The 25,592-nt window shown below is 66.8% G+C and carries 21 protein-coding genes and 1 tRNA gene; 14 read left to right on the plus strand and 8 right to left on the minus strand.

The features are described 5' to 3' along the window. Positions 1-3: 3 nt before the first annotated feature. The 5 genes from galU to ACUWEX_RS04795 all read left to right on the plus strand — a co-directional run bounded on the left by galU (position 4) and on the right by ACUWEX_RS04795 (position 3,729). The gene (galU, locus tag ACUWEX_RS04775; protein WP_079727075.1) at positions 4-897 is read left to right on the plus strand and encodes a UTP--glucose-1-phosphate uridylyltransferase GalU; all 894 of its coding nucleotides are present in this window, start codon (positions 4-6) and stop codon (positions 895-897) included. Positions 898-1,002: 105 nt separating this feature from the next. Further along, a complete protein-coding gene (locus ACUWEX_RS04780; protein WP_445997270.1) occupies positions 1,003-1,662 on the plus strand; it encodes a GNAT family N-acetyltransferase in 660 nt (219 codons plus the stop codon). 86 nt (positions 1,663-1,748) lie between these two features. Next, complete coding sequence (locus ACUWEX_RS04785; RefSeq protein ID WP_445997271.1) at positions 1,749-2,738, plus strand: hypothetical protein; 990 nt, start codon at positions 1,749-1,751, stop codon at positions 2,736-2,738. A gap of 35 nt (positions 2,739-2,773) precedes the next feature. Beyond that, positions 2,774-2,849: transfer RNA gene (locus ACUWEX_RS04790), tRNA-Ala, on the plus strand. A gap of 130 nt (positions 2,850-2,979) precedes the next feature. Beyond that, positions 2,980-3,729 carry a DUF429 domain-containing protein gene (locus ACUWEX_RS04795; RefSeq protein ID WP_445997272.1) on the plus strand — a complete coding sequence of 250 codons (750 nt, stop codon included), beginning with the start codon at positions 2,980-2,982 and terminating at the stop codon, positions 3,727-3,729. 118 nt (positions 3,730-3,847) lie between these two features. Here ACUWEX_RS04795 and ACUWEX_RS04800 read toward each other — a convergent pair whose 3' ends face one another. After that, complete coding sequence (locus ACUWEX_RS04800; protein WP_445997273.1) at positions 3,848-5,008, minus strand: PQQ-dependent sugar dehydrogenase; 1,161 nt, start codon at positions 5,006-5,008, stop codon at positions 3,848-3,850. A 286-nt stretch (positions 5,009-5,294) separates the two neighbouring features. On the opposite strand from ACUWEX_RS04800, the gene ACUWEX_RS04805 reads away from it, so the two are divergent. Continuing rightward, positions 5,295-5,813 carry a VOC family protein gene (locus ACUWEX_RS04805; RefSeq protein WP_445997274.1) on the plus strand — a complete coding sequence of 173 codons (519 nt, stop codon included), beginning with the start codon at positions 5,295-5,297 and terminating at the stop codon, positions 5,811-5,813. A 172-nt stretch (positions 5,814-5,985) separates the two neighbouring features. Here ACUWEX_RS04805 and ACUWEX_RS04810 read toward each other — a convergent pair whose 3' ends face one another. Next, positions 5,986-8,667 (minus strand): ATP-dependent DNA ligase, encoded by a 2,682-nt coding sequence (locus ACUWEX_RS04810; protein ID WP_445997275.1) that lies wholly within the window; start codon positions 8,665-8,667, stop codon positions 5,986-5,988. 100 nt (positions 8,668-8,767) lie between these two features. Here ACUWEX_RS04810 and ku point away from each other — a divergent pair, with 100 nt between their 5' ends. Further along, positions 8,768-9,847, plus strand: coding sequence for a non-homologous end joining protein Ku (ku, locus tag ACUWEX_RS04815; protein WP_445997276.1), 1,080 nt, complete (start codon positions 8,768-8,770; stop codon positions 9,845-9,847). A gap of 133 nt (positions 9,848-9,980) precedes the next feature. On the opposite strand, the gene ACUWEX_RS04820 is transcribed toward ku, so the two are convergent. Continuing rightward, a complete protein-coding gene (locus ACUWEX_RS04820; protein ID WP_445997277.1) occupies positions 9,981-10,220 on the minus strand; it encodes a response regulator in 240 nt (79 codons plus the stop codon). Between the two features lie 325 nt (positions 10,221-10,545). On the opposite strand from ACUWEX_RS04820, the gene ACUWEX_RS04825 reads away from it, so the two are divergent. Further along, a complete protein-coding gene (locus ACUWEX_RS04825; RefSeq protein ID WP_445997278.1) occupies positions 10,546-11,283 on the plus strand; it encodes a hypothetical protein in 738 nt (245 codons plus the stop codon). A 34-nt stretch (positions 11,284-11,317) separates the two neighbouring features. Here the strand turns inward: ACUWEX_RS04825 and ACUWEX_RS04830 are convergent, their stop codons facing one another. Then, entirely contained in the window at positions 11,318-12,685 is a 1,368-nt protein-coding gene (locus ACUWEX_RS04830; RefSeq protein WP_445997279.1) for a GntR family transcriptional regulator, read from the minus strand. Positions 12,686-12,909: 224 nt separating this feature from the next. Next, positions 12,910-13,335: an organic hydroperoxide resistance protein gene (locus tag ACUWEX_RS04835; RefSeq protein ID WP_445997280.1), complete on the minus strand. Its 426-nt coding sequence runs from the start codon at positions 13,333-13,335 to the stop codon at positions 12,910-12,912. A gap of 140 nt (positions 13,336-13,475) precedes the next feature. Between ACUWEX_RS04835 and ACUWEX_RS04840 the strand changes: the two genes are divergently transcribed. Further along, positions 13,476-13,754: a metal-sensitive transcriptional regulator gene (locus ACUWEX_RS04840; RefSeq protein ID WP_077053688.1), complete on the plus strand. Its 279-nt coding sequence runs from the start codon at positions 13,476-13,478 to the stop codon at positions 13,752-13,754. 39 nt (positions 13,755-13,793) lie between these two features. Further along, entirely contained in the window at positions 13,794-16,082 is a 2,289-nt protein-coding gene (locus tag ACUWEX_RS04845; RefSeq protein WP_445997281.1) for a heavy metal translocating P-type ATPase, read from the plus strand. Positions 16,083-16,084: 2 nt separating this feature from the next. On the opposite strand, the gene ACUWEX_RS04850 is transcribed toward ACUWEX_RS04845, so the two are convergent. The 3 genes from ACUWEX_RS04850 to ACUWEX_RS04860 all read right to left on the minus strand — a co-directional run bounded on the left by ACUWEX_RS04850 (position 16,085) and on the right by ACUWEX_RS04860 (position 21,221). Beyond that, positions 16,085-18,652, minus strand: a complete 2,568-nt coding sequence (locus ACUWEX_RS04850; protein ID WP_445997282.1) for a S8 family serine peptidase — start codon at positions 18,650-18,652, stop codon at positions 16,085-16,087. Between the two features lie 155 nt (positions 18,653-18,807). Next, a complete protein-coding gene (locus ACUWEX_RS04855; protein WP_445997283.1) occupies positions 18,808-19,962 on the minus strand; it encodes an acyl-CoA dehydrogenase family protein in 1,155 nt (384 codons plus the stop codon). A 38-nt stretch (positions 19,963-20,000) separates the two neighbouring features. Beyond that, positions 20,001-21,221, minus strand: a complete 1,221-nt coding sequence (locus tag ACUWEX_RS04860) for an MFS transporter (protein WP_079727089.1) — start codon at positions 21,219-21,221, stop codon at positions 20,001-20,003. 389 nt (positions 21,222-21,610) lie between these two features. Between ACUWEX_RS04860 and nrdH the strand changes: the two genes are divergently transcribed. The 4 genes from nrdH to nrdF all read left to right on the plus strand — a co-directional run bounded on the left by nrdH (position 21,611) and on the right by nrdF (position 25,583). After that, positions 21,611-21,844, plus strand: a complete 234-nt coding sequence (gene nrdH / locus ACUWEX_RS04865) for a glutaredoxin-like protein NrdH (RefSeq protein ID WP_077053683.1) — start codon at positions 21,611-21,613, stop codon at positions 21,842-21,844. Positions 21,845-21,955: 111 nt separating this feature from the next. Next, positions 21,956-22,357 carry a class Ib ribonucleoside-diphosphate reductase assembly flavoprotein NrdI gene (gene nrdI, locus ACUWEX_RS04870; RefSeq protein ID WP_077053682.1) on the plus strand — a complete coding sequence of 134 codons (402 nt, stop codon included), beginning with the start codon at positions 21,956-21,958 and terminating at the stop codon, positions 22,355-22,357. Beyond that, on the plus strand, positions 22,342-24,486 hold the full coding sequence (gene nrdE / locus ACUWEX_RS04875; protein WP_079727091.1) for a class 1b ribonucleoside-diphosphate reductase subunit alpha: 2,145 nt from the start codon (positions 22,342-22,344) through the stop codon (positions 24,484-24,486). Before nrdI ends, nrdE begins: the two co-directional genes overlap by 16 nt. A 77-nt stretch (positions 24,487-24,563) precedes the next feature. Then, positions 24,564-25,583 (plus strand): class 1b ribonucleoside-diphosphate reductase subunit beta, encoded by a 1,020-nt coding sequence (gene nrdF / locus ACUWEX_RS04880; RefSeq protein ID WP_079727092.1) that lies wholly within the window; start codon positions 24,564-24,566, stop codon positions 25,581-25,583. Positions 25,584-25,592: the final 9 nt, after the last annotated feature.

The raw sequence follows: 25,592 nt of genomic DNA on the forward strand, positions 1-25,592 counted from the left end.
CCTATGTCTAAGCCTGTCACGAAGGTCGTCATTCCCGCCGCTGGCCTCGGAACGCGATTCTTGCCCGCAACAAAAGCGATGCCCAAAGAGATGTTGCCGGTGGTCGACAAGCCGGCCATCCAGTACGTCGTCGAAGAGGCCGTCAACGCCGGTCTGAAAGACGTGCTCATGATCATCGGGCGCAACAAGAACGCCCTCGCCAACCACTTCGACCGCGTCACCGAGCTCGAGCAGAACCTCGAGAAGAAGGGCGACCAGGATCGCCTCGACCGTGTGATGGCCTCGAGCGATCTGGCCGACATCTACTTCCTGCGCCAGGGCGACCCGCACGGCCTCGGCCACGCGGTGCTGCGCGGCCGCAAGCACATCGGCGACGAGCCCTTCGCGGTTCTGCTCGGCGACGACCTGATCGACGCGCGCGACGAGCTGCTCAGCGTCATGCTGCACCAGCAGGAGAAGCGCGACGCCACGATCATCGCCCTCATGGAGGTCGACCCCGACAGCATCCACCTCTACGGTGCCGCCGATGTCGAGCCCACCGATGAAGACGGTGTCGTCAAGGTGAAGGGTCTCGTCGAGAAGCCCGCCAAAGAAGACGCGCCCTCCAACCTCGCCATCATCGGGCGTTACGTGTTGAAGCCCGAGGTGTTCGACATCCTCGAAGAAACGAAGCCCGGCAAGGGTGGCGAGATTCAGCTGACCGACGCCCTGCAGGTGCTCGCGGCCGACGACGAGATCGCCGGCGGTGTCTACGGCGTGGTCTTCAAGGGCCGTCGCTACGACACGGGCGACCGCCTCGACTACATCAAGGCCATCGTGCAGCTCGCCTCCGACCGCGAAGACCTCGGCCCCGACCTCAAGCCGTGGCTCACCGAGTTCGTCTCGAAGCTGAGCTAAGCTCCGATTCATCCGTTCCGGCCCGCCGGTGCTCGACCCGTCTGACGTGGTTGCACCGGCGGGCCGTTCGCACCTCTCCACACTCCTCGTCAGAAGGGGGCCGTCGTGCCACTCCCCATCCCCACGCTGAGTGACGGGCACGTCAGCATCCGGCCGATCCGCGTGCGCGACGCCAAGCCCATGGAACGTCTGCTGCTCGAAAACCGAGGTTGGCTGCAGCAGTGGGAGGCCACGAGCCCCAACGGGCCGGTGGCGTTCGACCTGCGCTCGAGCATCCGCGCCCTGCAGGCCAACGCGCGCTCGGGCAACGGGTTGCCGTTCGTCATGGAGTACGACGGCGAGATGGCCGGGCAGCTCAACGTGTCGGGCATCATCTACGGGTCGCTGTCGTCGGCCACGCTCGGCTATTGGGTGGGACAGGGTTTCGCGGGCAAGGGTGTGACGCCCGCCTCCGTGGCCCTGGCGACCGACTATTGCTTCCAGCAGCTGGGCTTGCACCGCATGGAGATCTGCATCCGCCCCGAGAACGGGCCGTCGTTGCGCGTGGTCGAGAAGCTCGGGTTCCGCTATGAAGGGCTGCGGCGTCGATTCATCCACATCAACGGCGATTGGCGAGACCACTTCAGCTTTGCGCTCGTGCGCGACGAGATCCCGCAGGGTGTGCTGCGGCGGTGGCGGGCCGGCGAGGTGCCGCCCGGGGCCACGCTGATCTCGGATGCCGACCGCCGCGCGTCGATGACACCGCTCATCCCGTCGCGCCCCTGACTCGCTGACCGGCAATCTGGCCCGACTTGGCGTGACACACCGGCGCAATGCGACGAATCGTCGGCGCCCGCTCATACCGTGTACGCATGGGTACTGGGTTTCTGAGCGGCGGGGTGGTTCTCGCGATCGCCGCGGCGCTATGGGTGATCTACCTCATGCCCACGTGGGTGCGTCGCAACGAGTACATGGCCACCGAGCGCAACGCCGTGCGCCTGCAGCAGACGCTGCGCATCCTGGCAGAGACGTCGGAGACCCCCGAAGAGGTCCGCGTCGAAGCCACCGCCCGTGAGGTCGCCGAGCAGCAGAAGGTTCTGCGCCGCGTGCAGGCCGAGCAGGCCGAACGCGCCCGCCGCGAAGCCCTCGCCGCCCACAAACAGGCGACCTCGTCGGCCGCCGCGCACATGCGCCGTGCCCGTCGCCGCGCTCGCCTGACCACCACCCTCATTCTTTTCGCCGCGGTCGTCGCTGCTGGCGTCGGCGGGTTCCAGGTCGCCGCGGGCGGCTCGGTCGCCCTGCTGGCCTCCGGTTCGGTCGTCGCCCTCGTCGCCGTTCTTCTCCTCGGTCGGATGTCGCGGGTTCGCACCATCGCCGTGCCCGTCGCCGTTCCCGCCTCTGCCCAGTCCGCCGCCCAGGCTTTCGAGCCCGTGCAGTTCGAGGATGCCCCGGTCGCCGAGACCCCCGTCGCCTGGACCCCGCAGCCCCTGCCCAAGCCCCTTTACCAGTCGCAGGGTTCCGCGGCCGCCGAGGCGATGGCCAAGGCCGACGCCCAGGCTGCGCTGCGACGCGCCGCTATCGCGCAGGTTATGGCGGAGCGTGCCGCTCAGCTGGCGCCGCAGATTCCAACGATCGCCGCACGTTCGACGGTCGACGCCGCCGCTTCTGCCGAGGCTGGTTCGCAGGCCGAGACGGGCGCTCGTGCCGCGGTTTCCAGCCAGGAACGGGTCGCCGCAACATCCGCATCAAACGGTGCTCGTGAGGTTGATTCACGGTTCGCCGGAATGGGCATCATCGACGACTCAGAGATCGCCGGACCCGACGTCGCCGCCATGCTGCGCGCACGTCGCGCGGCGAGCTAACCCACTCTCGAGGCGTGATAGTCTCGTAGAGCTTTGGGCCTATGGCGCAGTTGGTAGCGCGCTTCGTTCGCAATGAAGAGGTCGGGGGTTCGAATCCCCCTAGGTCCACCAAAAGCCACGAAAAGCCCCTCCGTTCGCGCGGAGGGGCTTTTTCATTGGGGCTGCTGGGCGTGAGAGCCGCCCGCCCGAGCGCCGACGGAGCGGAGCTGAGCCACGCAGCGAGTCGAGCTAGGGTGTCAGAGTGCTGACCGCCGGAATCGACCTCGCCGCCGAGAGCGCCGGCACCGCCCTCGCTGTCATCGAGTGGGCTGATGGCCGTGCCCGTCTCATCGACCTCCGGCTCGGGGTCGACGATGCCGCAATCGTCGCGGTCGCCAGCGCGGGTGACATCGCGAAGCTCGGCATTGATTGCGCGTTCGGATGGCCCGACGAATTCGTCGCGTTCGTCTCCGGCCACGCTGATCTGACGGTGAGCGACCCGAGTGTCGAGGGCGGGATGGCCTGGCGGCGCACCCTCGCCTATCGCGAGACCGACCGCTTCGCCCGCGAAGTGACGAAACGCTGGCCGTTGAGCGTCTCGACGGATCGACTCGGGCTGACCGCCATGCGCTGCGCGGGTCTCCTGCGGCGCCTGGCCGAAGCGGGTGTCGATACCGATCGCGCTGGGGCGGGCGATATCGCCGAGGTGTATCCCGGGGCAAGCCTGCGGCTCTGGGGCTTCGACACGACGGGGTATCGGCGAGACCCGAATCGACGACGTGAGTTGCTCACGGTGCTCCGTGTTCGTGCTCCGTGGTTCGACCTGGCTGAGGCGCACGCCGAACTGATGGTCGCCTCGGGCGACGCATTCGACGCCGTCATAGCGGCGCTCGTCACCCGGGCGGCCGCTCGGGGTCTCTACATCCCGCCGCCCGCCGACGTTGCAGAGCGTGCGACGCGCGAGGGCTGGATCGCTCTCCCAACCGGACTCTTCGAGTCACTGATTGGCTGACGCCTGACGCCTGACGCCTGACGCCTGACGCCTGACCCACGACCGGAACTGCGCGCGCGACGGGCTCCCCATCACGCAGGCCGCTGACGCGCGATCAACGCACCCGCGTGCCTTCACCTCAGCCGAGGTCGACCTCGAGGATCTGGTCGTCGCCGGGGCGGGGGGAGCGGCCCGTGTTGTTGGTGAGCAGCCACAGGGTGTCGCCCGGGCCGCGGACGACGTCGCGCAAGCGGCCGTAGTCGCCCTCGAAGTAGGAGGCGGTGGGCGGCACGGCCGAAGGGTCGAGGGGTGTGGTGTCGAGGGTACAGAGGCGTTCGCCGCGCAGCGCAGCCAGGAAGAACATGCCGTCGGCGTAGGAGAGGCCGCTGGGGCTCGCGTCGCGGGGCGACCACTGCACGAGGGGGTCGACGAAGTCGGGGTTGCCCGCGATGCCCTCGGCAGTGGGCCATCCATAGTTCGAGCCGGCCGTGATCTGGTTGAACTCGTCCCAGGTGTTCTGGCCGAACTCCGACGCGAACATGTTGCCGGCCGCATCCCACGCGATGCCCTGCGGGTTGCGGTGGCCGAGCGTGAAGACGGGGGAGCCGGGGAACGGGTTGTCGGCGGGGATGGCGCCCGAGGGGTCGAGGCGCAGGATCTTTCCGCCGAGCGAGTCGGGGTTCTGCGAGTTGGCGGTGTTGCCCGCGTCGCCGGTCGTGACATAGAGCATGTTGTCGGGGCCGAAGGCGAGGCGGCCTCCGTTGTGGTTGCCGGCGCGGGGGATGCCGTCGATCACCGTTTCGACGTCGCCCAAGCCGTAGCCGCCCGCGTCTCCCGTGAGGTCGATGCGCAGCACGCGGTTGTCGGAGGGCGTGGAGGTGTAGGCATACAGCGACGTCGGGTCGTCGGGGGAGACCGCGAGGCCGAGCAGGCCGCCCTCGCCGCCCGGTGCGACGCCGGGTACCTCGCCGACCGTGCGCACGTCGCCGGCGGTCGAGACTTCTTTCACCAGGGCGGTGTCTCGTTCGGAGACGAGGGTGGCTCCCGATTCGAGGCGCACGAGCGACCACGGCAGGTCGAGGCCCGTGGCGATGACCCGGGGCGTTCCCGTGGGGGCGGTGGCGCCATCATCCGCGGGGGTGGGCGATGGCGTGGATGTCGCACCCGCCGGGGGAGCGGACGTGGCCGTGGTGCGCGAGGGCGTCTCGCTGCCGCCGGGGCCGGCTGCCGAGCATCCGACGAGGGCGGCCACGAGCGACACGCCGAGAGACGCAGAAGCCAAACGTGAGGACGGGGACATGTCTACCTCTCCGAGAGCGGTGCGGCGCCGGGGAACGACGCTGTCGGGGTGTGCCGGTCCGACGAAAGTACGTGACTTTCCTCCGAATTGCCTGCCGCGTGCCGCCGGAGCGCAGATCAGAATCTGAGGGATGGACCGCGAGACACGCGTGCTCTGACGAGCCGATCTTCCGAGAGACAACCCCTCCCGCCGGGCGGGTTCGGCGAGCATACTCGAAGCAGTCCGCGAAACCGACGTGTGTCGACGCGTCGACGTGTCACCGAGATACCGATCAGGAGCGTGCAGCATGACCAGTCAGATAACCCCCTACCTCCACTTTCGAGACGACGCCCGCGAGGGCATGAGCTTCTACCAGCGCGTGTTCGGCGGTGATTTGACCATGAGCACCTTCGAGGAGTTCGAGATGAGCAACGACCCGGTCGAGAAGCTCAAGATCATGCACGCCCAGCTCATCGCGCCCAACGGCCTCGTGCTCATGGGCGCCGACACTCCCACGAAGATGGACTTCAACCCCGGCGATAGCATCTCGATCGCGCTCAGCGGCGACGATGAAGATCTGCTGACGAGTTACTACAACGGTCTCGCCGAAGACGGCACCATCGTCGAGCCGCTGGCGAAGTCGCCGTGGGGCGACAGCTTCGGCATGCTGCGCGACAAGTACAACGTCAACTGGATGGTGAACATCACGGGTGCCGGTGCGGATGCCGCGGGCCAGGCCCCGGCGACCGCCGAAACCCCGGCCGGCCTGGCGGGTGAGGGCAACGCCCCCGACAACCCGTCGGCGCCGAACCCGGCTGTTCTCTAGCCAACAGAGCAGAACGCACGGACCCCGCGGAGATCGTTTCCGCGGGGTCTGTCTGGGTGGGAGCGACCAGATCGGATTCCGTTCGCAGTTCGCAGTTCGCAGCTAGCAGTTAGCAGTCAGACGCGGGCGACAAGCCGTGAGCCGTGAGCCGCGGGCCGTGAGCCGTGGACCGTTAGCCGCCGTCGATGTCGGGGTTCGGTTCGCGCACGACATCCTCGGGCGTCTTGTCGACACGCACGCCGCGCCACGACGGATGCCGCAGGTGGCCCGAGTCGGTCCAATCGCCGAAGGTGACCTCGCCCACGACCTTCGGCGTGACCCAGTGGGCGTCGCGCATGACATCCGCGGGCACCTCGATGAAGGGTGACGTTTTGCGCTCGAGCGGGTCGAGGCGCTTGCCGATGGCCGCGAGATCGGCCTGGCTGAAACCCGTGCCGACCCGGCCGACGTAGGTCAAACCATCCTCGCCCGGGATGCCAACGAGCAGTGACCCGATCTGACCACTGCGGCCGCCGTTGCCCGGCCGCCAGCCGCCCACAACGACCTCCTGCGTCTTCTGGTGCTTCAGCTTCACCCAGTTGTCGGAACGCCGACCCGGGTCGTAGCGGGAGTCGACGATCTTTGCGACGACACCCTCGAGCTTGAGTCGGCGGCTGGTCTCGACGGCGTCATCGATCTCGCCGTCGAACGCGGGCGGCACACGCACGCGGCCGCGCTGGTCGTCGGCAATCAGCCGCTCGAGTAGGTCACGTCGCTCGCGGTACGGCTGATCGACGATCGACACCCCGTTCACCTCGAGCACGTCGAACAACATGAGCGTTGCGGGCGTCTTCGTCGAGGCTCGCTCGATCTCGGCGGCCTTGTCGAGGTTCATGCGCTGCTGCAGCAACCCGAAGCTGGGCACCCCCGACCCATCGAGCGCCACGATCTCCCCATCGAGCACGGCGGATGTGGCGTGCACACCCTCGGCCGCATCGAGCAGTTCGGGATACCGCTTCGTGATGTCGTGCCCGTTGCGACTCGTGATCGTCACCGCGCCGTCGTCGACCGTGACGATCGCTCGGATGCCATCCCACTTCATCTCGAGCGACCACTCCTTGCTCGAGCGCAGATCCGTGCGTGTGCCGGCAGTCGCGAGCATGGGCTTGTAGGTGCCCGGGGCGGATGCCGGGGCGTCGGGCGCCGAGTCATCCGAGTCGCTGCCCGCCTTCGCACCGCCCGCCTTCGCGCCGCCCGCGTTCGCGCCGTCCGCCTTCGACCGTGATGCGCCAGCTGCGTCTTTGTCAGCATGATGTTCCGCGTGCGCGCCCGTGTCCTTCATGCGGTGGATGAGCCACGAACTCTTCGGAATGGTGCCACTGTTCTCGTCGCCGCCGTCCTCGCCACCCGGCCCAGCCGACGTGCGGATCAGCGCGAGCTTCACGGTGCCGCCGAGGCCGCCGTCCGGTCGCCCCGTGAGGCGCGCGATCACCTCGTCCTTGCGCCACTTCTCGAGCTCGTAGGTGCCGGCATCCCAGATCGTCACCTCGCCCGCGCCGTATTCGCCCGCGGGAATGCTGCCCTCGAACGACCCGTACTCGAGCGGGTGGTCCTCCGTCTGCACGGCCAGGTGGTTGCCCTTCGTGTCGGTCGGAACCCCCTTCGGCAGGGCCCAACTCACGAGCACGCCCGCGTGTTCGAGGCGGAAATCCCAGTGCAGCCTGGACGCATGGTGCTCCTGGATGACGAAGCTGTTGCCCTCGCGATCGACCGGGCTCTCAGCGGGCACGGGTTCGCTCGTGATCGCGGCATCCCGTTTCGAGCGATAGATATGGAGGCGGTCGCGCGAGGTCTCGAGTTTGTCAGAGCTTGCGTCGGATGTGCGCTTCGAGCTCCCGTGCCGCGACTCGGTGTCAGACGGGCTCGCACCTCCCTCGTCGCCGATACCGAGTCCGCCACCGTCCCCGAACTCGCCGACCAGGTCGCTGTCGATCTCGGCCATCGGGTCGCCCTCCGACGCGATGCGCTCGAGCACCTCGTCGTATTCGAGGTGCCTCAGATCGGGCGATTCCAGCTCCTCCCACGTGCGCGGCACGGCCACGGTCGGTCGCGACCGGCCACGCAGCGAATACGGAGCAATCGTCGTCTTCGCGCCGTTGTTCTGGCTCCAGTCGAGCAGCACCTTGCCCACCCGCAGCGTCTTCTTCATATCGCTCACGACCAGGTCGGGGTGGTCGGCCTCGAGGGCGCGCGCCAGCTCGTGCGCAACCTGCGACACCTGGTCGGACGTCTGCTTGCCGTTGAGCGACGCATACAGATGGATGCCTTTGCTCCCGCTCGTGACGGGGAACACCGGCATCCCCATGTCATCGAGGATCTCTCGGCATAGTCGCGCGGCCTCGACGCACTCGGGCAGGCCGACGCCCTCACCCGGGTCGAGGTCGAACACCATGCGGTCGGGGTTCTTGCGCGCCCCCCGCGGCCCGAACCGCCACTGCGGAACGTGGATCTCGAGCGCCGCGATCTGCGCGAGCCACGCGAGGGTCGCGCGGTCGTTCACCACGGGATATGTGTTGGTGTGGTCGCTGTGCTCGATCTCGAAGCGCTTGACCCACTCGGGGGTGCCATCGCCGAGATCCTTCTGAAAGAACATCTGGCCCGGGGCATCCTCGGTGCCGACGCCGTGAACCCAGCGCTTGCGGGTCGCGGGCCGCCACGCGCTGTGCGGCAGCATGAGCGGCGCCACGCGCGTGTAGTAGTCGAGCACGTCGGCCTTGGTCGTGCCGGTCTCGGGATAGAGCACCTTGCCGAGGTTCGTCACCTGCAAGCGGTGGCCATCCACCGTCACGATCTGCTTGTCGGATGCTGCTGCCATGGCCCCTTGTCTACCGCAACCCCTGCCCGATCGTTACCCCTTGACGCCCGTTCGGGTATGTACTGGATACTCGACAACGCCGCCAAGGATCGGAGTGGACATGCGCGCCATCTGGAAGGGATCGCTGAGCTTCGGGCTCGTCAACGTACCCGTGAAGTTGTACAGCGCCACCGAAGGCCATGACGTCCCTCTGCATCAGGTGCACGAGAAGGATGGCGGCCGCATCCACTATGAGCGTCGCTGCGAGGTGTGCAACGAGGTCGTGCAGTTCCGCGACATCGACAAGGCGTACGAAGAGGGGGGCACACGAGTGATGCTCACCGACGACGATCTCAAGACACTGCCAGCCGAACGCGACCGCGAGATCGAGGTCGTCGAATTCGTGCCGAGCGAACAGGTCGACCCCCTCATGTTCGACCGCAGCTACTACCTCGAACCCGACAGCACGTCACCCAAGTCCTACGTGCTGCTGCGGCGTACCCTCGAGGCCACCGACCGCATGGCCATCGTGCGATTCGCCATGCGGCAGAAGACCCACCTCGCGGCCTTGCGCGTGCGCGACGATGTGCTCGTGCTGCAGACGTTGCTGTGGAGTGACGAGGTGAGGGATGCCGAGTTCGACAAGCTCAAGGCATCCGTCAAGATCTCGGACAAGGAGTTGGCGCTGTCGCAGCAGCTCGTCGAGTCGTTCTCGGGTGACTTCGAGCCCCAGGAGTTCGTCGACGAGTATCAGGTGCAGCTGCGCGAGCTCATTGCCCGCAAGGCCGAGAGCGGCACCGATGTGCAGGAGACGGATGTCGATGACACGTCGTCTGACGACGACACGGGCGGCGAAGTCATCGACCTGATGGAGGCGCTGCGGCGTAGCGTCGACCGCTCGCGTTCGGCCAAGAAGGCGGGTTCGAGTAAGGCATCCTCGGGCTCGAAGAGTGGCGACACGGATGACGGGGACGAGGACGAGGACTCGCAGGAATCGGAGGACGTGCAGGGCTCGAAGCCTGCATCGACGCGACGCCGGACATCGAGAGCCTCGGCGTCCTCGTCGGAGACGTCGTCGAAGAAGCCCCCGGCCAAGAAGGCGCCGTCGAAGGCGTCTAGCGCGAAGGCGTCTAGCGCGAAGGAGTCATCCTCCGCCAAGAAGTCCCCCTCTGCGCGAAAGTCCGCGTCGAAAGCGTCCTGAGGAACTGCCGGCGCCCCCACGGTGCCGGCTATCGGTCACGTGGCCCCTGTCGCGAACACGTTCGTACGCATCGCGGTCACCACGAGAAACAGCCCCGTTCCCTGGGTGGGAACGGGGCTGTCGGTGGCTGGTTTCAGCGCGCGTCGTCTCGCGGCTGGTCGTCGCCCTGTAGGAGCACCTCGGTGGTCTCGGCGTAGTGGTAATGCGCCGTCGCGGGGCCTTCTTCATCGGCGGGAGCTTCGGCCAGGCGATACACGAGCTGACCCTCGCTGTAGGGCAGGACGAGCTCGTCGTCGGCACCGTTCTCCAGCGGGATGGTCTGCCCGTCGAGCGGGCCGTTGTGCAGGTGGGCGAGTTTTGCTTCAGATGACATTGTTTCCTCCAACTGACCAACATACCTCGCGAAACTTTTCCCAAACAGGGGTTGTTCATATACATAGTTGTGTGCATGGCCGTATCGATATATCATCCTTTCAGACACGTTTCTTACGTCCGATGAACTGGGGGGTCGGTTCGCGCAGTCATGCGCGCCGCGGCACCCCTCGTGTGCCGCCTGAGTCGTGAGCGACGAGGACGATGCGCACGGCCCCAGGCCTTCCCAGACCGACGACGAAGTGCACCAGACCCCGATCGCCAGCGGGAGCATTTCGCCTTCACGCTCCACCGCTCGGCTCTGCCGTGCATCAGAAGGGACACACGTGCTGACCATCGCTCCGCGAACGCATCGGGACATCGTCGACTATCTGCGCCGAGAAGTCCGGCCGAACCACGACGGAGCCTCTGTCGCGCTCGACTCCCTGCCGCCGGGCCGCTCGTTCGACACGGGCGCGATCGGTCGGGAATTGGGCCTGCCCATGTCGCAGGCGCCCCGCGTGGATGATGTCCTCATCCGGCTCGGCATCGCCTCGGAGGGGTCCGAGGGCAGAGTGGTCATCGCGGGCGTGTGCTCGGCCTCGCTGCGCCGGGTCTTCGAAACGGCGGGAGTCCTGTACTGCGCGGTCCTCGATCAATGCCTCGGCGATTCCGACGCGCGATCCGAGTTCCTCGAGCACACGGTCGCGGTTCTGTGCGTCCTCGAGAGCTCGAGGACCGCGTCTCCGGCACTGATCCCGGAATGGCTGGCATTCCTCGACAGCCTGGAGGTGCGATGCCGCAACCCTCTCCTCCGCACGCTCATCTCGGACGTGCGGTTGCAGATGGCATTCTTCATCAGGCCGTTCGCCGAGGAGATCGGGTTCGGTAACAGCCTCGATGGTTTCGTCATCTTGGGCGACGGCATCCGTGACAACGACGCGCTCATCGCCGGCGAAGGTTTCCAGCTCGCGTGGCGGGCGCTGGATGTCGAGATCGCCCGAGTGGCCGACGCCCGCAGTGGTGCGCGGCACCTGGTGGGGACGGGTCGTCAGGCGCTCGGGCGTGGCCGCGCCACCGGATGATGGGCGGCCGCGCCCGGCGGTCGGACTTCTCGGATCAGGCCGAGACCTGCGCGGCCCCGGGAAGCTGCGACAGGGTCGTCTCGACCCCGCTGCGCCACAGATCCCGTGAGAGCGAGGCGAGACGATCGCCGTCACGCTTCTTCGCCGCCTCGAGGAACGCGGGGTAGAGCTCGGCCTGGCGCGCCGGGTTGAGCTCGCTGTGGTGCGCGACGAGGAACTGGTTGATGCCGAGGGTCATATCGGCGAGAAGGGTCGCGAGTCGTCGGTCTCCGAACGCACGGGGGAACATCGTCACGACATCCGACGTGAGCGAGAGGCGGTCGGCGAAAGCGGCAGCATCGGAGTCGGTGTGCTTCTTCTGCAAGGTCTTCACGACCTCGGTCAGGCGGCTGAGGTCTTCGGCGGGAAGGTTTGCGGCGCCGCGCTCGGCAGAGTACGCCGACAGCGACCCCAACACCTCGCACTGGGCGCGGAATCGCTCGGGAGTCGGCACGGCTACCCGCGTGTAGCGGTTGGGGGCGGTCTCGACGAGACCGTTGTCGGCCAACCGATCGAGGGCCTGGCGCAAGGGTGTGCGGGAGACTTGCAGCCAGGCCGTCAGCTCGTCGTCACGCAGGACCTCGCCGGGCAAGAGCGTGCCGTCGACGATGGCCCGCGCGATGCGCTCGTAGACGTCGTCTTGCAGCAGGCGCCGACGCGACGCCACATGAGTGGAGGCCGGCTCGTCGAGTTCGTCGAGATATTCCTGGCCGCGCTCGAGGGAGGACGCGAGCAGATCGTCGAGTGCCGATGCGACGCCTGCCGCGTGTGCGTCGAGATAGGCGTCGCGAATGGCCGTGAGGTGCTTGCGGTAACTCTTGGTCGACAGCCGGTCGGAGATGCCGCGCACCTGGAATTCTTCGCGGATGATCACATCGTCGTGGATGCGCTTGAGCTCGCTGTTGCCCGATTTGTCGGCGAGGAAGGCGAGCGGCTCGAGGGTCTTTTCGATGACCTCCCCGACCGATTTCGCCGATTTCAGGGCCTGCACCGCCTGATCGAACAAACCCTTGAGCTTCTTCGTGTCAGAGGAAGACAGCTTGCCCATGGTCGACTCGGCCGCCAGCTTCCAGAGTGCGACGAGAGCGCCCGTCGAGTTCATGAATTCGCGGGCGTCGATCGAGGCGACGCGCGTGTAGCGGTTTGGTTCCATCTCGACGAGCCCCACCGAGACGAGACGCGCCAGTGCCTGCCGGATCGGTGTGCGTGAGACGCCGAGCCACGACTCGAGATCCTCGTCCGCCAGGGTGTCACCGGGTTTGTAGTCGCCGGCACGGATGGCCTCGAGGACGCGGGTGAAAACCTGGTCGCGCAGGAGGCGGGAAACAGGAGCGACGGCTTGGGGAGTGGTGGGGACCGGCACGGTGGCTCCTTCGGGGAGAAAACGATTGCAGAATTCTCATATGCTAACTCAGAATTGCAAACTGATACCACGTCAGATTCAGATATCGGCGTGTCGATGTTCCATCTTGCCCGAAAGAGCGGTCCTCCGGCAGATAGACCCGCGGCCCCACGGCGTTTTCACACCGCGGGGCCGCGACCTCAAAAGCTGCTGAGAGTACGTCTCCCACCAGGGCGAAGAGGGGGTTAACCGACCTCGACGTCTACCGTGACCTCGATGTTGCCGCGCGTGGCGTTCGAGTACGGGCAGACCTGGTGGGCCTTCTCGACGATGGCGTCTGCGGTCTGCTGGTCGACGTTGCCGAGCTCCACGTGCAGGGCGACGCCCAGCAGGAAGCCGCCTTCGTCGGTCGGGAACAGGTTGACATCGGCGGTGACGGCCGAGTCGGTGATGGGGGCCTTCATCTGACCGGCGACGAGCTTCACGGCGGAGTGGAAGCACGTGGCGTAGCCCGCGGCGAACAGCTGCTCGGGGTTCGAGCCCTTGCCCGAGCCGCCCATTTCGGTGGGGATCGCCATGTCGATGTTCAGGATGCCGTCGCTCGAGCGGGTGTTTCCTCCGCTGCGGGCGTCGCCCGTGGAGGTGGCCGATGCGGTGTAAAGAGCGCTCATGGTGGTCCTTTCGTGAAGCGTGACGTCAGGTAGACGATCTAGTAAGTCTACCTCCGCCGCAGCGGCGTTGTCACCGTGCTGTCACTACTGTCGCGCATCATCCTGAGAACGCCGATACCCGCCAGGGGTAGTCTGGGCGCGTGATTGCCGACATCAAGAAACGCGCCCTGCACCGCATCAAGATCCTCGAAGGCCAGATGCGCGGCATCGAGAAAATGGTCGACAACGAGGACTACTGCATGGACATCATCACGCAGTCGTTGGCCATTCAGAAGTCGCTCGGCTCGCTCAACAAGTTGCTCATCGAGAACCATTTGCGCACCCACGTCACCGAGATGTTCGAAGAGGGTGGGGATGCTCGCGAAGCCGCCGTCGCCGAGCTGCTCAAGGCGTTCGAGCTGGGCAATAACCGCGGCTAGGGGTTGAGCTAGTACCCCAGGGGGGTATACCGTGGGGCTATGACTCACCAGAACCACGACGAGCATTCCGCACCGGATCAGGGCCACGCAGGTCCAGGTCACGACACCCACATGGGCCACGCAGGTCCAGGTCACGACACCCACATGGGCCACGCAGGCCATGGTGCCCACGAGTCCCATGCCAGCGACGACGGCCATGAGAGCCACGCTGGCCATGACGCCCATGCTGGCCATGACGCCCACGCGGGCCATCACGGCCACGGCGGCCACGGCGATCATGTTGCCCAGTTCCGTCGCCTGTTCTGGATCATGCTGGCGATCGCGGTTCCGGTCGTGCTCGCGAACACCATGTTCGCCTCACTGGTGGGCTACACGCTCCCCGAGAACCCGGTCGTCGCCTGGATTTCCCCGGTGCTCGGAACGGTCATGTTCTTCTGGGGCGGCATCCCCTTCCTGCAGGGCGGTTGGTCGGAGATCCGGTCGCGCCAACCCGGCATGATGCTGCTCATCGCGCTCGCCATCACGGTGGCGTTCGTCTCGTCGTGGGGCGCGACGCTCGGCATCCTGAGTCATGAGCTCGACTTCTGGTGGGAGCTCGCCCTCCTCATCGTGATCATGCTGCTCGGGCACTGGATCGAGATGGGGTCGCTCGCGCAGTCGGCCAGCGCGCTCGACTCCCTGGCCTCGCTACTGCCCGACACGGCTGAACGCGTCACCGAAGACGGTGTCGAGACGGTTTCGCCGGCCGAACTCGAGGCCGGCGACACGGTTGTGATCCGGCCGGGAGGTCGGGTGCCGGCCGACGGACGCATCGTTCAGGGTTCGGCATCCTTCGACGAGTCGATGATCACGGGCGAGTCCGCGACCGTCCTGCACGAGGCCGGGGACACGGTCGTAGCCGGAACGGTGGCCGCCGATGGCAGCGTGCGCGTGACCGTGACGGCGGTGGGGGAGGAGACCGCGCTCGCCGGCATCCGTCGCCTCGTCGAGAAGGCGCAGTCCTCGAAGTCGCGGGCACAGGCGCTCGCCGACCGGGCTGCGGCCCTGCTGTTCTGGTATGCGCTGGGCGCGGCCGTTCTCACGGTCGTCGCGTGGTCCATTTTCGGCACGCCCGAGGATGTCGTCACGCGCACCGTGACCGTGCTCGTCATCGCCTGCCCGCACGCCCTCGGTTTGGCCATCCCCCTCGTCGTGTCGATCGCCACCGAACGCGCGGCGCGCGCTGGCATCCTCGTCACCAACCGGATGGCGCTCGAAGCGATGCGCACGGTCGACACCGTTCTGTTCGACAAGACCGGAACGCTCACGGTAGGTCGCCCGGTCCTCGTCGATCTCGTGCCCGTCGACGGCGTGGCGGACGACGAGCTGCTGAGCGCTGCCGCGGCCGCCGAGCAGGACAGCGAACATCCGCTCGGGCGTGCCCTCGTGCGTGCCGCGGTCGAGCGGGGGCTCTCCGTGCCGGCGTCGACCGGGTTCGAATCGGAGAACGGCGTGGGGGTGTCGGCACGCGTCGGCGCTCAGGCCATCAGCGTGGGCGGGCCGGAGATGCTGCGTCGCGCCGGCCTCGAACCCGCCCGCTCCGCGACGGTAGGTGCGGGCGGGGGCCAGGACCGACACCAGGGCGCCGGCGACGATGCTCGGGCTTCCACCGTGTTGAGTGTGCTCCGAGACGGTGAGTTGCTCGGGGTCGTGGCTCTCGCGGACGAGGTGCGGCCCGAGTCGCGTCAGGCGGTCGACGAACTTCACACTCGAGGCATCCGCGTCGCCATGATCACGGGCGACGCCGAGCCCGTTGCCCGGTCCGTCGCCGCCCGGCTGGGCATCGACGAGGTCTTCGCCGGGGTGCTTCCGGCCGACAAGGGTTCGATCGTCGCGACGCTCCAGGCCGATGGCCGTCGCGTGGCCATGGTGGGTGACGGCGTGAACGATGCCCCCGCCCTCGCCCAGGCCGACGTGGGTCTCGCGATTGGCGCGGGCACGGATGTCGCGATCGCGAGTGCCGGCCTCGTGCTCGCCTCGAGCGACCCGCGGGCCGTCGTCGGCGCGATCGAGATGTCTCGTCGCGCCTACCGCAAGATGCAGCAGAACCTGTGGTGGGCGGCCGGCTACAACCTGCTGTCGGTGCCGCTCGCGGCCGGTGTGCTCGCGCCCGTCGGGTTCGTGCTGCCCATGGAGGTGGGCGCCGTTCTGATGTCGCTGTCCACGGTCGTCGTCGCGGTCAACGCGCAGTTGTTGCGCCGCCTCGACCTCCGACCCGAGGCGATGCTCGGATCGGAAGCCGCGTCAGGCGCGCAGGGCGTGTCGCCGGCCGTCTCGGAACGCGTCTGAGATCACGCTCGACCGCGCGAGCTTGCGCGTCGCGTGCCGGCACAGGCGGCGATGCCGGTAAGGAGCAGGCCGGAAGCCGTCAGGACCGCCAGGACGGTGTCGCCCGCCGCTCCGGACGCGGCGAGGGCGGAGTCCGAGACGCCTGTCGCCGGCCCGGCGCCCTGGGTGGACGGTGAGCTGGAGCTGGAGCTGGAGCCGCTCGCGCTCGTGCTCGCGCCGGCGCCCGGGGTGCCCATCGGCGCCGGTGAGCCGGTCGCCGCGGCGTCGGCGTCGCCCGGTAGGCTGCCACCCGTTCCGGCCGTGGGTTGCGGGCTCGGTTCCGGGGTCGCGGTCGGCGTCGGCGTCGGAGTGGGAGACGCGGTCGAGGTTGGTGTCGGCGTGGACGTCGGCACTGCGGTCACCGCGTCGAATGCGATCGCCGCGCTTGCCGGAGAGGCGACTCCGTCGACCCGCTGGCGCGCAGACACATTGTAGGCGTTGGCGGGCACGGCGAATCTCACCGACCACGCGCCCGTCGCATCGGCGACCGTGCGGGCATTACTGATGCCGGTGCTGGGGTCGAAGGGCACTGGTTCGCCCGGTGCGGCCGCGGGCGGCTTCGGCAGGGCGCCATCGACGTTGGGGTCCCAGCTGGGTTTGGTCAGGGAGACCGCCACGGCGGCACCCGGCGTGGCGGTGCCGCTGATCGTGACGACACCGACGGGTAGCTGCGCCCCGGCTGCCGGAGAGGCGATGGTCGGGGGTGCGACACCGACGGTGACGAGCACGGGAGTGGACGCTACAGAAGCCGATGTCCGGCCGACGGCGGAGAGGGTGACCGGCTCGGATCCCGGAGTCGCCGTGGGTCGTACCGACGCGTGTACCTCGCCCCGAGCATCCGCGGTTGCCGAGGTCAGATCTTGCACCACAGCGCCCTGTGTCAGGCGAATATCGACAGGTTCACCCGGCCGGAATCCGGTTGCGACGACCGGAAAATCCTCCGTGGTCGACATCTTGCGCGACGTGATGCCGATAGTCGGCACTGAGTCGGGGGTGACGACCCCGAGGCTCGCGGCGATATCCAGATGCCCGGCCCCCATTCGCCTCTTGTCCAGGTCGGGGCAGTCGCTGACGCCGGACGGGCAGGTGCCCGCGCGCGCCGCATCGGTCAGGATTGTCGTGATCTCGGCGGGCGTGGCATTCGGATGTTTCGCCTTCACGAGCGCGGCTGCCCCGGCCACATGCGGCGATGCCATCGACGTGCCCGGGAACGGCGCGAACAAGGCCCCGTTCATCGGCGGCGTCGACGACCAGATCGAGATGCCGGGGGCGACGATGTCGAGGGTGTCGGCGCCGTAATTAGACAGGGTCGCGTAGCGGGTTTCGCCCGACGAGGCCTCGAGCTCGGAGGCTCCGACGCCGAGGATCCCCGGCAGGCCGGCAGGAATATTGGTACAGGCTCCGGAGACCGGTCGGCTCGCCGGTGTGCTTTCGTCCGGACTCGAGGTGTCGATCTTGCGCGCGTCGAAGTCGATGCCGTTATTGCCAGAGGCCGCGACCGACAACACGTCCTTACTCGTCGCATAAGCGAACGCGCGGCGGGTGGCCTCGAGCCCGGCTGCCTGTGAGGCCTCGTCAGGGCACCAGCCGAGCCAGGGGTCGACGAAGTAGCTGTGATTCACGATATCGATGCCGGTTTCGGCAGCCCACATGATCCCGCAGATGACGTATTCGGGGTAGATGCGCCCCGCCGCGTCGCCGACCTTGATTGCGGCGAGAGTGGTGGACGGAGCAACTCCGACGATGCCGGAATCGTTTCGAGCGGCACCCACCGTGCCGGCGACATGCGTTCCGTGTGGGCTCGAGTCGGGAAGCCACGCGGCGCGATCGGTATTCGCGATGCCGTTGACCGAGCAGCCCACGGAACGCGCCGGGTCGACGCGCCCCACCAGATCGGGGTGTGTGTCGTCGATGCCGCTATCGGCAATGCCGACCACGACGTCGGCGGACCCAGTGGTCACCGAGTGAGCGGCGGCCGTGCGCGCGCCCGCGACATCCCACGCGTCGCCCTCCTGGGGAAGGTCGGGATCGGACGATGAGGGGAGCGTTTCGGCGAGCGGCATCGGCGCCGGCGGCGTCGCGCCATCGGTGACGGCAAGCGTGCGGGTCGGCCCGGCAGAGACGATGCCGGATGCGGCGGCGACCTCGGTGGCGAACGCGGCTCGGGTGGTCTGCGCGATCGTGACGCCGATTTCGGGGTAGGCGACCAACACCCGTCCGCCCGCGGCAGCGATCGCTTCGGCCGCGGCGCCGACTCCCGCCGCACCCACTTCACCGTTGACCGCATAGTTCATGGCCTCGCCGTCGACGGGTGCCCACGCCGCCGCGTCGGCCGCCGCGAGGGGAGACGCGGAGACGTTCGGGCTTTCCGCGGATGACGAAGCCGTTAGCGCGACCTCCGAGGCGCGCTGCGGGCTGGCGGCAAACGCGCTTGCCGTACCGGCTGCGCCGACGACGCAGACCAGGCTGGCGGCGGCCGCGAACCGTGCGATGCGCTGACTGCTCCGACGAGAAGGATGTGCTGCTGACATGGGGTTCCTTTGCGGGCTCGCGACAGCGGCGAGCACCGCGTCAGAACATCAACATATCACTTGGCGGAAGCCAAAGCCAGACGCGCACCGCTCGGCCCGTGCGCCGAGCGTCCCGTGAGACTCGCCGGCCACCCAGCGGTGCACTCCGGATGGAATTACGCGGGCCCGAGCAGACCCGACGCCACGGTCGAGTGCGTCGATTCGGCGTCGGAGGGGTGGAACATGCCCGCCAGCACGTCCCGGTACAGTCGGCTGAGCTCAGAGCTCGCGAAGTAGCTGGATCCGCCCGAGACGCGGATAGCGTGATCGACGACGACGCGCGCATTCTCTGTGGCGCGCACCTTGAGGCCGACCAGTTTGGGGAACCACGCCGCACCATGCGGGGCCTGACCCTCGACGTCCCGAGCCAGCGCGTCGATCTGCGGGGGGATCCCGTCTTGGGCGATGAATGCGGAGGCGATCTGCCAGCGGATGTCGGGGTCGGCGGCATAGGCGGCACCCGTCTTCTTCGAGGTGCGCTTCTTCACGGTCTCGACGGCGAGGTCGAGCGCGCGCTGACCGATGCCCGTATAGACCGAGGCGATGAGGATCTCGAAGTTCGCGAAGATGCCGAAGACGATCGGGTCGGGGTTGGGCCCGGGATCGAGGCGGCGCACCACGCGGTCGGCGGATGCGTGTGCCCCGTCGAGAATGGTGGTGCGGCTCTGGCTGGCCCGCATGCCGAGCGTGTTCCAGTCATCCTTCGACGAGGTTCCCTCGCGGCCGACGAAACCGTAGACCACCTTCGGGGCGTCGGGCGAGATCGTGTCGAGGCCCATGGTGCCGAGCGTCGTCCAGGCGGGGGAGAGCGACGTGAAGATCTTGGTGCCGTGGAACGAGTAGCCGCCCTCGCCGTCGGGGCGCGCCTCGGTGTCGCTGCCGAAGAGCACCAGGTCGTTGCCGGCCTCGCTCACGCCGAAAGCGTAGACCTCGCCGTCGGCCGCGCCGCGCAACACGAATTCGAGCGAGTCGTCGCCGCGGTCGTGCAGCAGCTTCGCCACCCCGGTCCAGACCAGGTGCATGTTGATGGCCAGCGCGGTGGCGGGTGCGGCCCCGGCCAGGCGCGCCTGCAGCACCGCGATCTGGGGCAGGCCGAGCCCGAGGCCCCCGAATTCGGTCGGCACGAAAGCCCGCAGGTATCCGGATGCCTGCAGCTCGGCCAGGTCGTCGTCGAAGAACGTGTTCTCGGCATCGTGCACGACCGCCCGTGCGCGGATGCGCTCGAGTAGCTCGTCGTCGAGCGGGTTCGGGGTCGCGGCCTCGGAGGTCATGCCTGCCTCAATTCGTGTCGTCGTGCGCGGAGTCGCCGCTAAGACGGCTGCACCTGGATGGGCTCGGTGTCGGGAATGGGGCTCGCGTCGCGCCCGCGCAGGTCGGGGTGCCAGCGGCGGCCCAGCAGGGGCACGACGAATCCGACGATGGCCAAAACGGATGCCGCCCAGAATGCCCCGACGGCCCCGTTCGCGTCGATGAGCACACCCGCCGCGGCCGACCCGATGGCCGCACCGATGAGCTGGCCGGTGCCCACCCATCCGTAGGCCTCTGCCGTGTCGCTGAACTTGACCGACGACGACACGATGGCGAACAGCACGGCGAGGGCCGGCGCGATGCCGATGCCCGCCACGAACAGGGTGACCGAGAGCCAGATGACGTTGGGGAAGAAACCGGGGATGGCGAAGGCCACGGTCATGCCGACGGCGACGATGAGCATGCGACGGGCGAGGGCCCACGGGCCGATCGGGATGTGGCCGAGCAGCAGGCCGCCCAGCAGGCTGCCGAGCGCGAAGATGGCCAGCACGACACCGGCCTCGAGGCCCGAGTGCCCGAACACGGCCACCACGCCCGCCTCGAGCGCCGAGCATGCGCCGATGAGCAGGAAGCCCACGACGGTGGCGAGCAGCACGGCCGGCTTCTTCAGCACGACGCCGAGCTTGCGGCGGCTGCGGGGGATGCGCACACGGCCGACCTCGGGGCTCGAGATGAACCAGGTGCCGCCGCCGATCATGAGCGCCACGGCGAGCACCAGGCCCGCGACCGTCGACACCTGCGTGGACGTGAACGTGGTGATGACGGGGCCGAGCACCCAGATGATCTCTTGCGCCGAGGCATCCAGGGAGAAGAGGGGAGTGAGCTGGGTGGAGTTGACCATCTTGGGGTAGATGGTGCGAACGGCGGGTTGGATGGGCGGTGTGCTCAGCCCGGCGATGAACGCGAGCACCATATAGAAGACGACGCCCATGGGCACGACGGCGATGATCGAGACCGTGACGACGCACACCGCGAGCGTGAGCCAGAGCACGCGTCGCATGCCCCACTGGCCCATCCAGCGGCTCGTGAGGGGGCCCGCGATGGCCTGGCCGATGCTGGCGGCCGCGAGTACGGCGCCGGCCGCACCGTAGCTGCCAGTCTGGCGTTCGACGTGCAGCAGGATGGCGAGCGACAGCATTCCGAAGGGGAAACGTGCCACGAGCTGAGCCGCGATGATCCGAGCCACGCCGGGTGTTTTCAGAAGGCTCGAGTAACTGCTCATGGGGTCCAGTCTAGAAGGCCCGCGACACGCCGTGCGGGTGTCTCGGGAGGTGGAAATGTCGGTGGTCGGTCGTAACGTGAAATCTGTGGAGAGATCGCCCGCCGACACCGGGAGAAGGCCGGTATTCCGGCGTTGTCGGGCCGTGAGAACCTGTGCACTTTCGGTGGATAACCGGTGGATAACTACCGCTTTTCGGTGGAAACTCCCGTGGATAACTACACAGATGTAACTACTACCCCTGGGGGTGTAGCCGTCATCGCACACTATATGTAGTATTGAGTTACTGCTTCACACGCTCCGCTGCGTCACCGTTCCACACCCGCCACCGTGAACAAAGCGGAGTCTTTTTTCGCGGTATCAGATTTCTCAGAATGAAAGGCCATCCGGCGATGACTATCACGGTTTACACCAAGCCCTCCTGCGTCCAGTGCACCGCTACCTACCGTGCGCTCGACAGCAAGGGCATCGAGTACGAAGTCCTCGACCTGTCGGCCGACGAAAACGCTCTCGAGCAGGTCAAGGCCCTCGGCTACCTGCAGGCCCCCGTCGTCATCACCGACGAAGACCACTGGTCCGGCTTCCGCCCCGACAAGATCTCCGAGCTGGCCGACCGCCTCGCCTGATCCGGCGCTCGCAACACTCGGCGCCCACACGCGCCACCGCAGCACCACGCACGTCAGCAACACCACGCACCGCGCTCATCCGCAGCGCAGTCCCGAGGGGGCATCGGTCCGTTGACCAAACTGATCTACTTCTCGAGCATTTCGGGCAACACGCACCGCTTCGTCCAGAAGCTCGGTGTCGAGGCGACTCGAATTCCCCTCTATGCACGCGACCCGGCGATCACGGCCGAGGAGCCTTTCGTCCTCCTCACCCCCACCTATGGGGGAGGAGGCGAAGGCGGCGCCGTGCCCAAACAAGTCATCCGTTTTCTCAACGACGCGAACAACAGAAACCTCATCCGCGGTGTCATCGCCGCGGGGAACACCAATTTCGGCGAAGCGTATGGCATCGCCGGAGACATCATCTCGAGCAAGTGCAAGGTTCCCACCCTGTACAAGTTCGAAGTATTCGGAACCCCGGACGACGTGAGCGTGGTCCATGACGGATTGGAATCATTTTGGCAAACACACTGACCGAGGTGGCGGCGCCCCAGGCGCTCGATTACCACTCGCTCAACGCGATGCTCAACCTCTACGGCCCCAACGGTGAGATCCAGTTCGACAAAGACCGTGAAGCCGCGCGCGAGTACTTCCTGCAGCACGTCAACCAGAACACCGTCTTCTTCCACTCGCTCAAAGAGCGCCTCGACTACCTGGTCGAGAAGGAGTACTACGAGCAGGCCGTGCTCGACCAGTACTCGTTCGAGTTCATCACGAAGCTCAACGACCTCGCCTACTCGAAGAAGTTCCGCTTCCAGACCTTCCTCGGCGCGTTCAAGTACTACACGTCCTACACGCTCAAGACGTTCGACGGAAAGCGTTACCTCGAGCGCTTCGAAGACCGCGTCGTCATGACGGCCCTCGGCCTGGCCCAGGGTGACGAGAAGCTCGCCATCGGCCTGGTCGAAGAGATCATCGCCGGCCGCTTCCAGCCCGCCACGCCCACGTTCCTCAACACAGGCAAGGCCCAGCGCGGCGAGCTCGTCTCCTGCTTCCTGCTGCGCATCGAAGACAACATGGAATCGATCGCCCGCGGCATCAACTCCGCCCTGCAGCTCTCGAAGCGTGGTGGCGGCGTGGCCCTGCTGCTCTCCAACATCCGCGAGGCCGGCGCGCCGATCAAGCAGATCGAGAACCAGTCATCCGGCATCATCCCCGTCATGAAGCTGCTCGAAGACTCCTTCAGCTACGCCAACCAGTTGGGTGCCCGTCAGGGCGCCGGTGCCGTCTACCTGCAGGCGCACCACCCCGACATCCTGCGCTTCCTCGACACCAAGCGCGAGAACGCCGACGAGAAGATCCGCATCAAGACGCTGTCCCTCGGCGTCGTCGTGCCCGACATCACGTTCGAGCTGGCGAAGAAGGACGAGGACATGTACCTCTTCTCGCCCTACGACGTCGAGCGCGTCTACGGCGTGCCCTTCGCCGACATCTCGGTCACCGAGAAGTACCGCGAGATGGTCGACAACCCGGCCATCAAGAAGACCAAGATCAAGGCCCGCGACTTCTTCCAGACGCTCGCCGAGATCCAGTTCGAGTCCGGCTACCCGTACATCATGTACGAAGACACCGTCAACGCGGCCAACCCCATCAAGGGCCGCATCAACATGTCCAACCTGTGCTCCGAGATCCTGCAGGTGAACACGCCGACCACGTACAACGACGACCTGTCGTACGACCAGATCGGCAAGGACATCAGCTGCAACCTCGGTTCGCTGAACATCGCCCTCACCATGGACTCGCCCGACTTCGGCGCCACCGTCGAGACCGCCATCCGCGGCCTCACCTCGGTCAGCAACCAGAGCCACATCCGCTCGGTGCGCTCGATCGAAGACGGCAACGACAAGTCGCACGCCATCGGCCTCGGCCAGATGAACCTGCACGGCTACCTCGCCCGCGAGCGCGTCTACTACGGCAGCGAAGAGGGCATCGACTTCACGAACATCTACTTCTACACGGTGCTGTTCCACGCCCTGCGTGCCTCGAACAACATCTCGATCGAGCGCGGCGAGAAGTTCGACGGCTTCGACGACTCCACCTACGCCTCGGGCGAGTTCTTCGACAAGTACACCGACCAGGCCTGGGTGCCCGCAACGGCCCGCGTGGCCGAGCTGTTCACCACGTCGAACGTGCACATCCCCACGCAGGACGACTGGAAGGCGCTGAAAGCGTCCATCCAGCAGTACGGCATCTACAACCAGAACCTGCAGGCCGTGCCGCCCACCGGTTCGATCTCCTACATCAACAACTCGACCTCGTCGATCCACCCGATCGCCTCGAAGATCGAGATCCGCAAGGAAGGCAAGCTCGGCCGCGTCTACTACCCCGCGCCGTTCATGACCAACGACAACCTGGACTACTACCAGGACGCCTACGAGATCGGCGCCGAGAAGATCATCGACACCTACGCCGCGGCAACGCAGCACGTCGACCAGGGCCTCTCGCTCACGCTGTTCTTCAAAGACACCGCCACCACACGCGACATCAACAAGGCGCAGATCTACGCATGGCGAAAGGGCATCAAGACGATCTACTACATCCGTCTGCGCCAGCTCGCCCTCGAAGGCACCGAGGTCGACGGCTGCGTCAGCTGCATGCTGTAGCCGGCCGCCGACACGCCCCCCGTAGAAGCATCCGAGCTGCGAAGCATCCGAGAACCACAACCGAGGACTGAGACGACATGACCATCACCGACAAGGTCAACGCCGCGGCGAACGACCCCGCACACCAGGGGCGCATCCCGCTGGTGAGCCAGGTCAACGCGATCAACTGGAACCGCATCCAAGACGAGAAAGACGTCGAAGTGTGGAACCGTTTGGTCAACAACTTCTGGCTGCCCGAGAAGGTGCCGCTGTCGAACGACGTGCAGTCGTGGAACACGCTGACGCCCGAGGAGCAGCAGCTGACCATGCGCGTGTTCACGGGGCTCACCCTGCTCGACACGATCCAGGGCACCGTCGGCGCGGTGTCGCTCATCCCCGACGCCATCACGCCGCACGAAGAGGCCGTCTACACGAACATCGCGTTCATGGAATCGGTGCACGCCAAGAGCTACTCCTCGATCTTCTCGACACTCGCGTCGACCCCCGAGATCGACGACGCGTTCCGCTGGTCGGTAGAGAACCCGAACCTGCAGAAAAAAGCAGAGATCGTGATGAACTACTACCGCGGCGACGACCCGCTGAAGCGCAAGGTCGCCTCCACGCTGCTCGAGTCGTTCCTCTTCTACTCGGGCTTCTACCTGCCCATGTACTGGTCGAGCCGCGCCAAGCTCACCAACACGGCCGACCTCATCCGCCTCATCATCCGCGACGAGGCCGTGCACGGGTACTACATCGGCTACAAGTTCCAGAAAGGTCTCGAGAAAGAGACCGAGGAGCGCCGCCAGGAGATCAAGGACTACACGTTCAACCTCCTGTTCGAGCTCTACGACAACGAGGTTCAGTACACGCAAGACCTTTACGACCAGGTCGGTCTCACCGAAGACGTCAAGAAGTTCCTGCACTACAACGCCAACAAGGCGCTCATGAACCTCGGCTACGAGCCCATGTTCCCCAAGACCGTCACCGACGTGAGCCCGGCCATCCTGTCGGCGCTCTCCCCCAACGCCGACGAGAACCACGACTTCTTCAGCGGGTCTGGCTCGTCGTACGTCATCGGCAAGGCCGTCAACACCGAAGACGAGGACTGGGACTTCTAGGCCCAGCCG

This window comes from Okibacterium fritillariae (assembly GCF_052783725.1).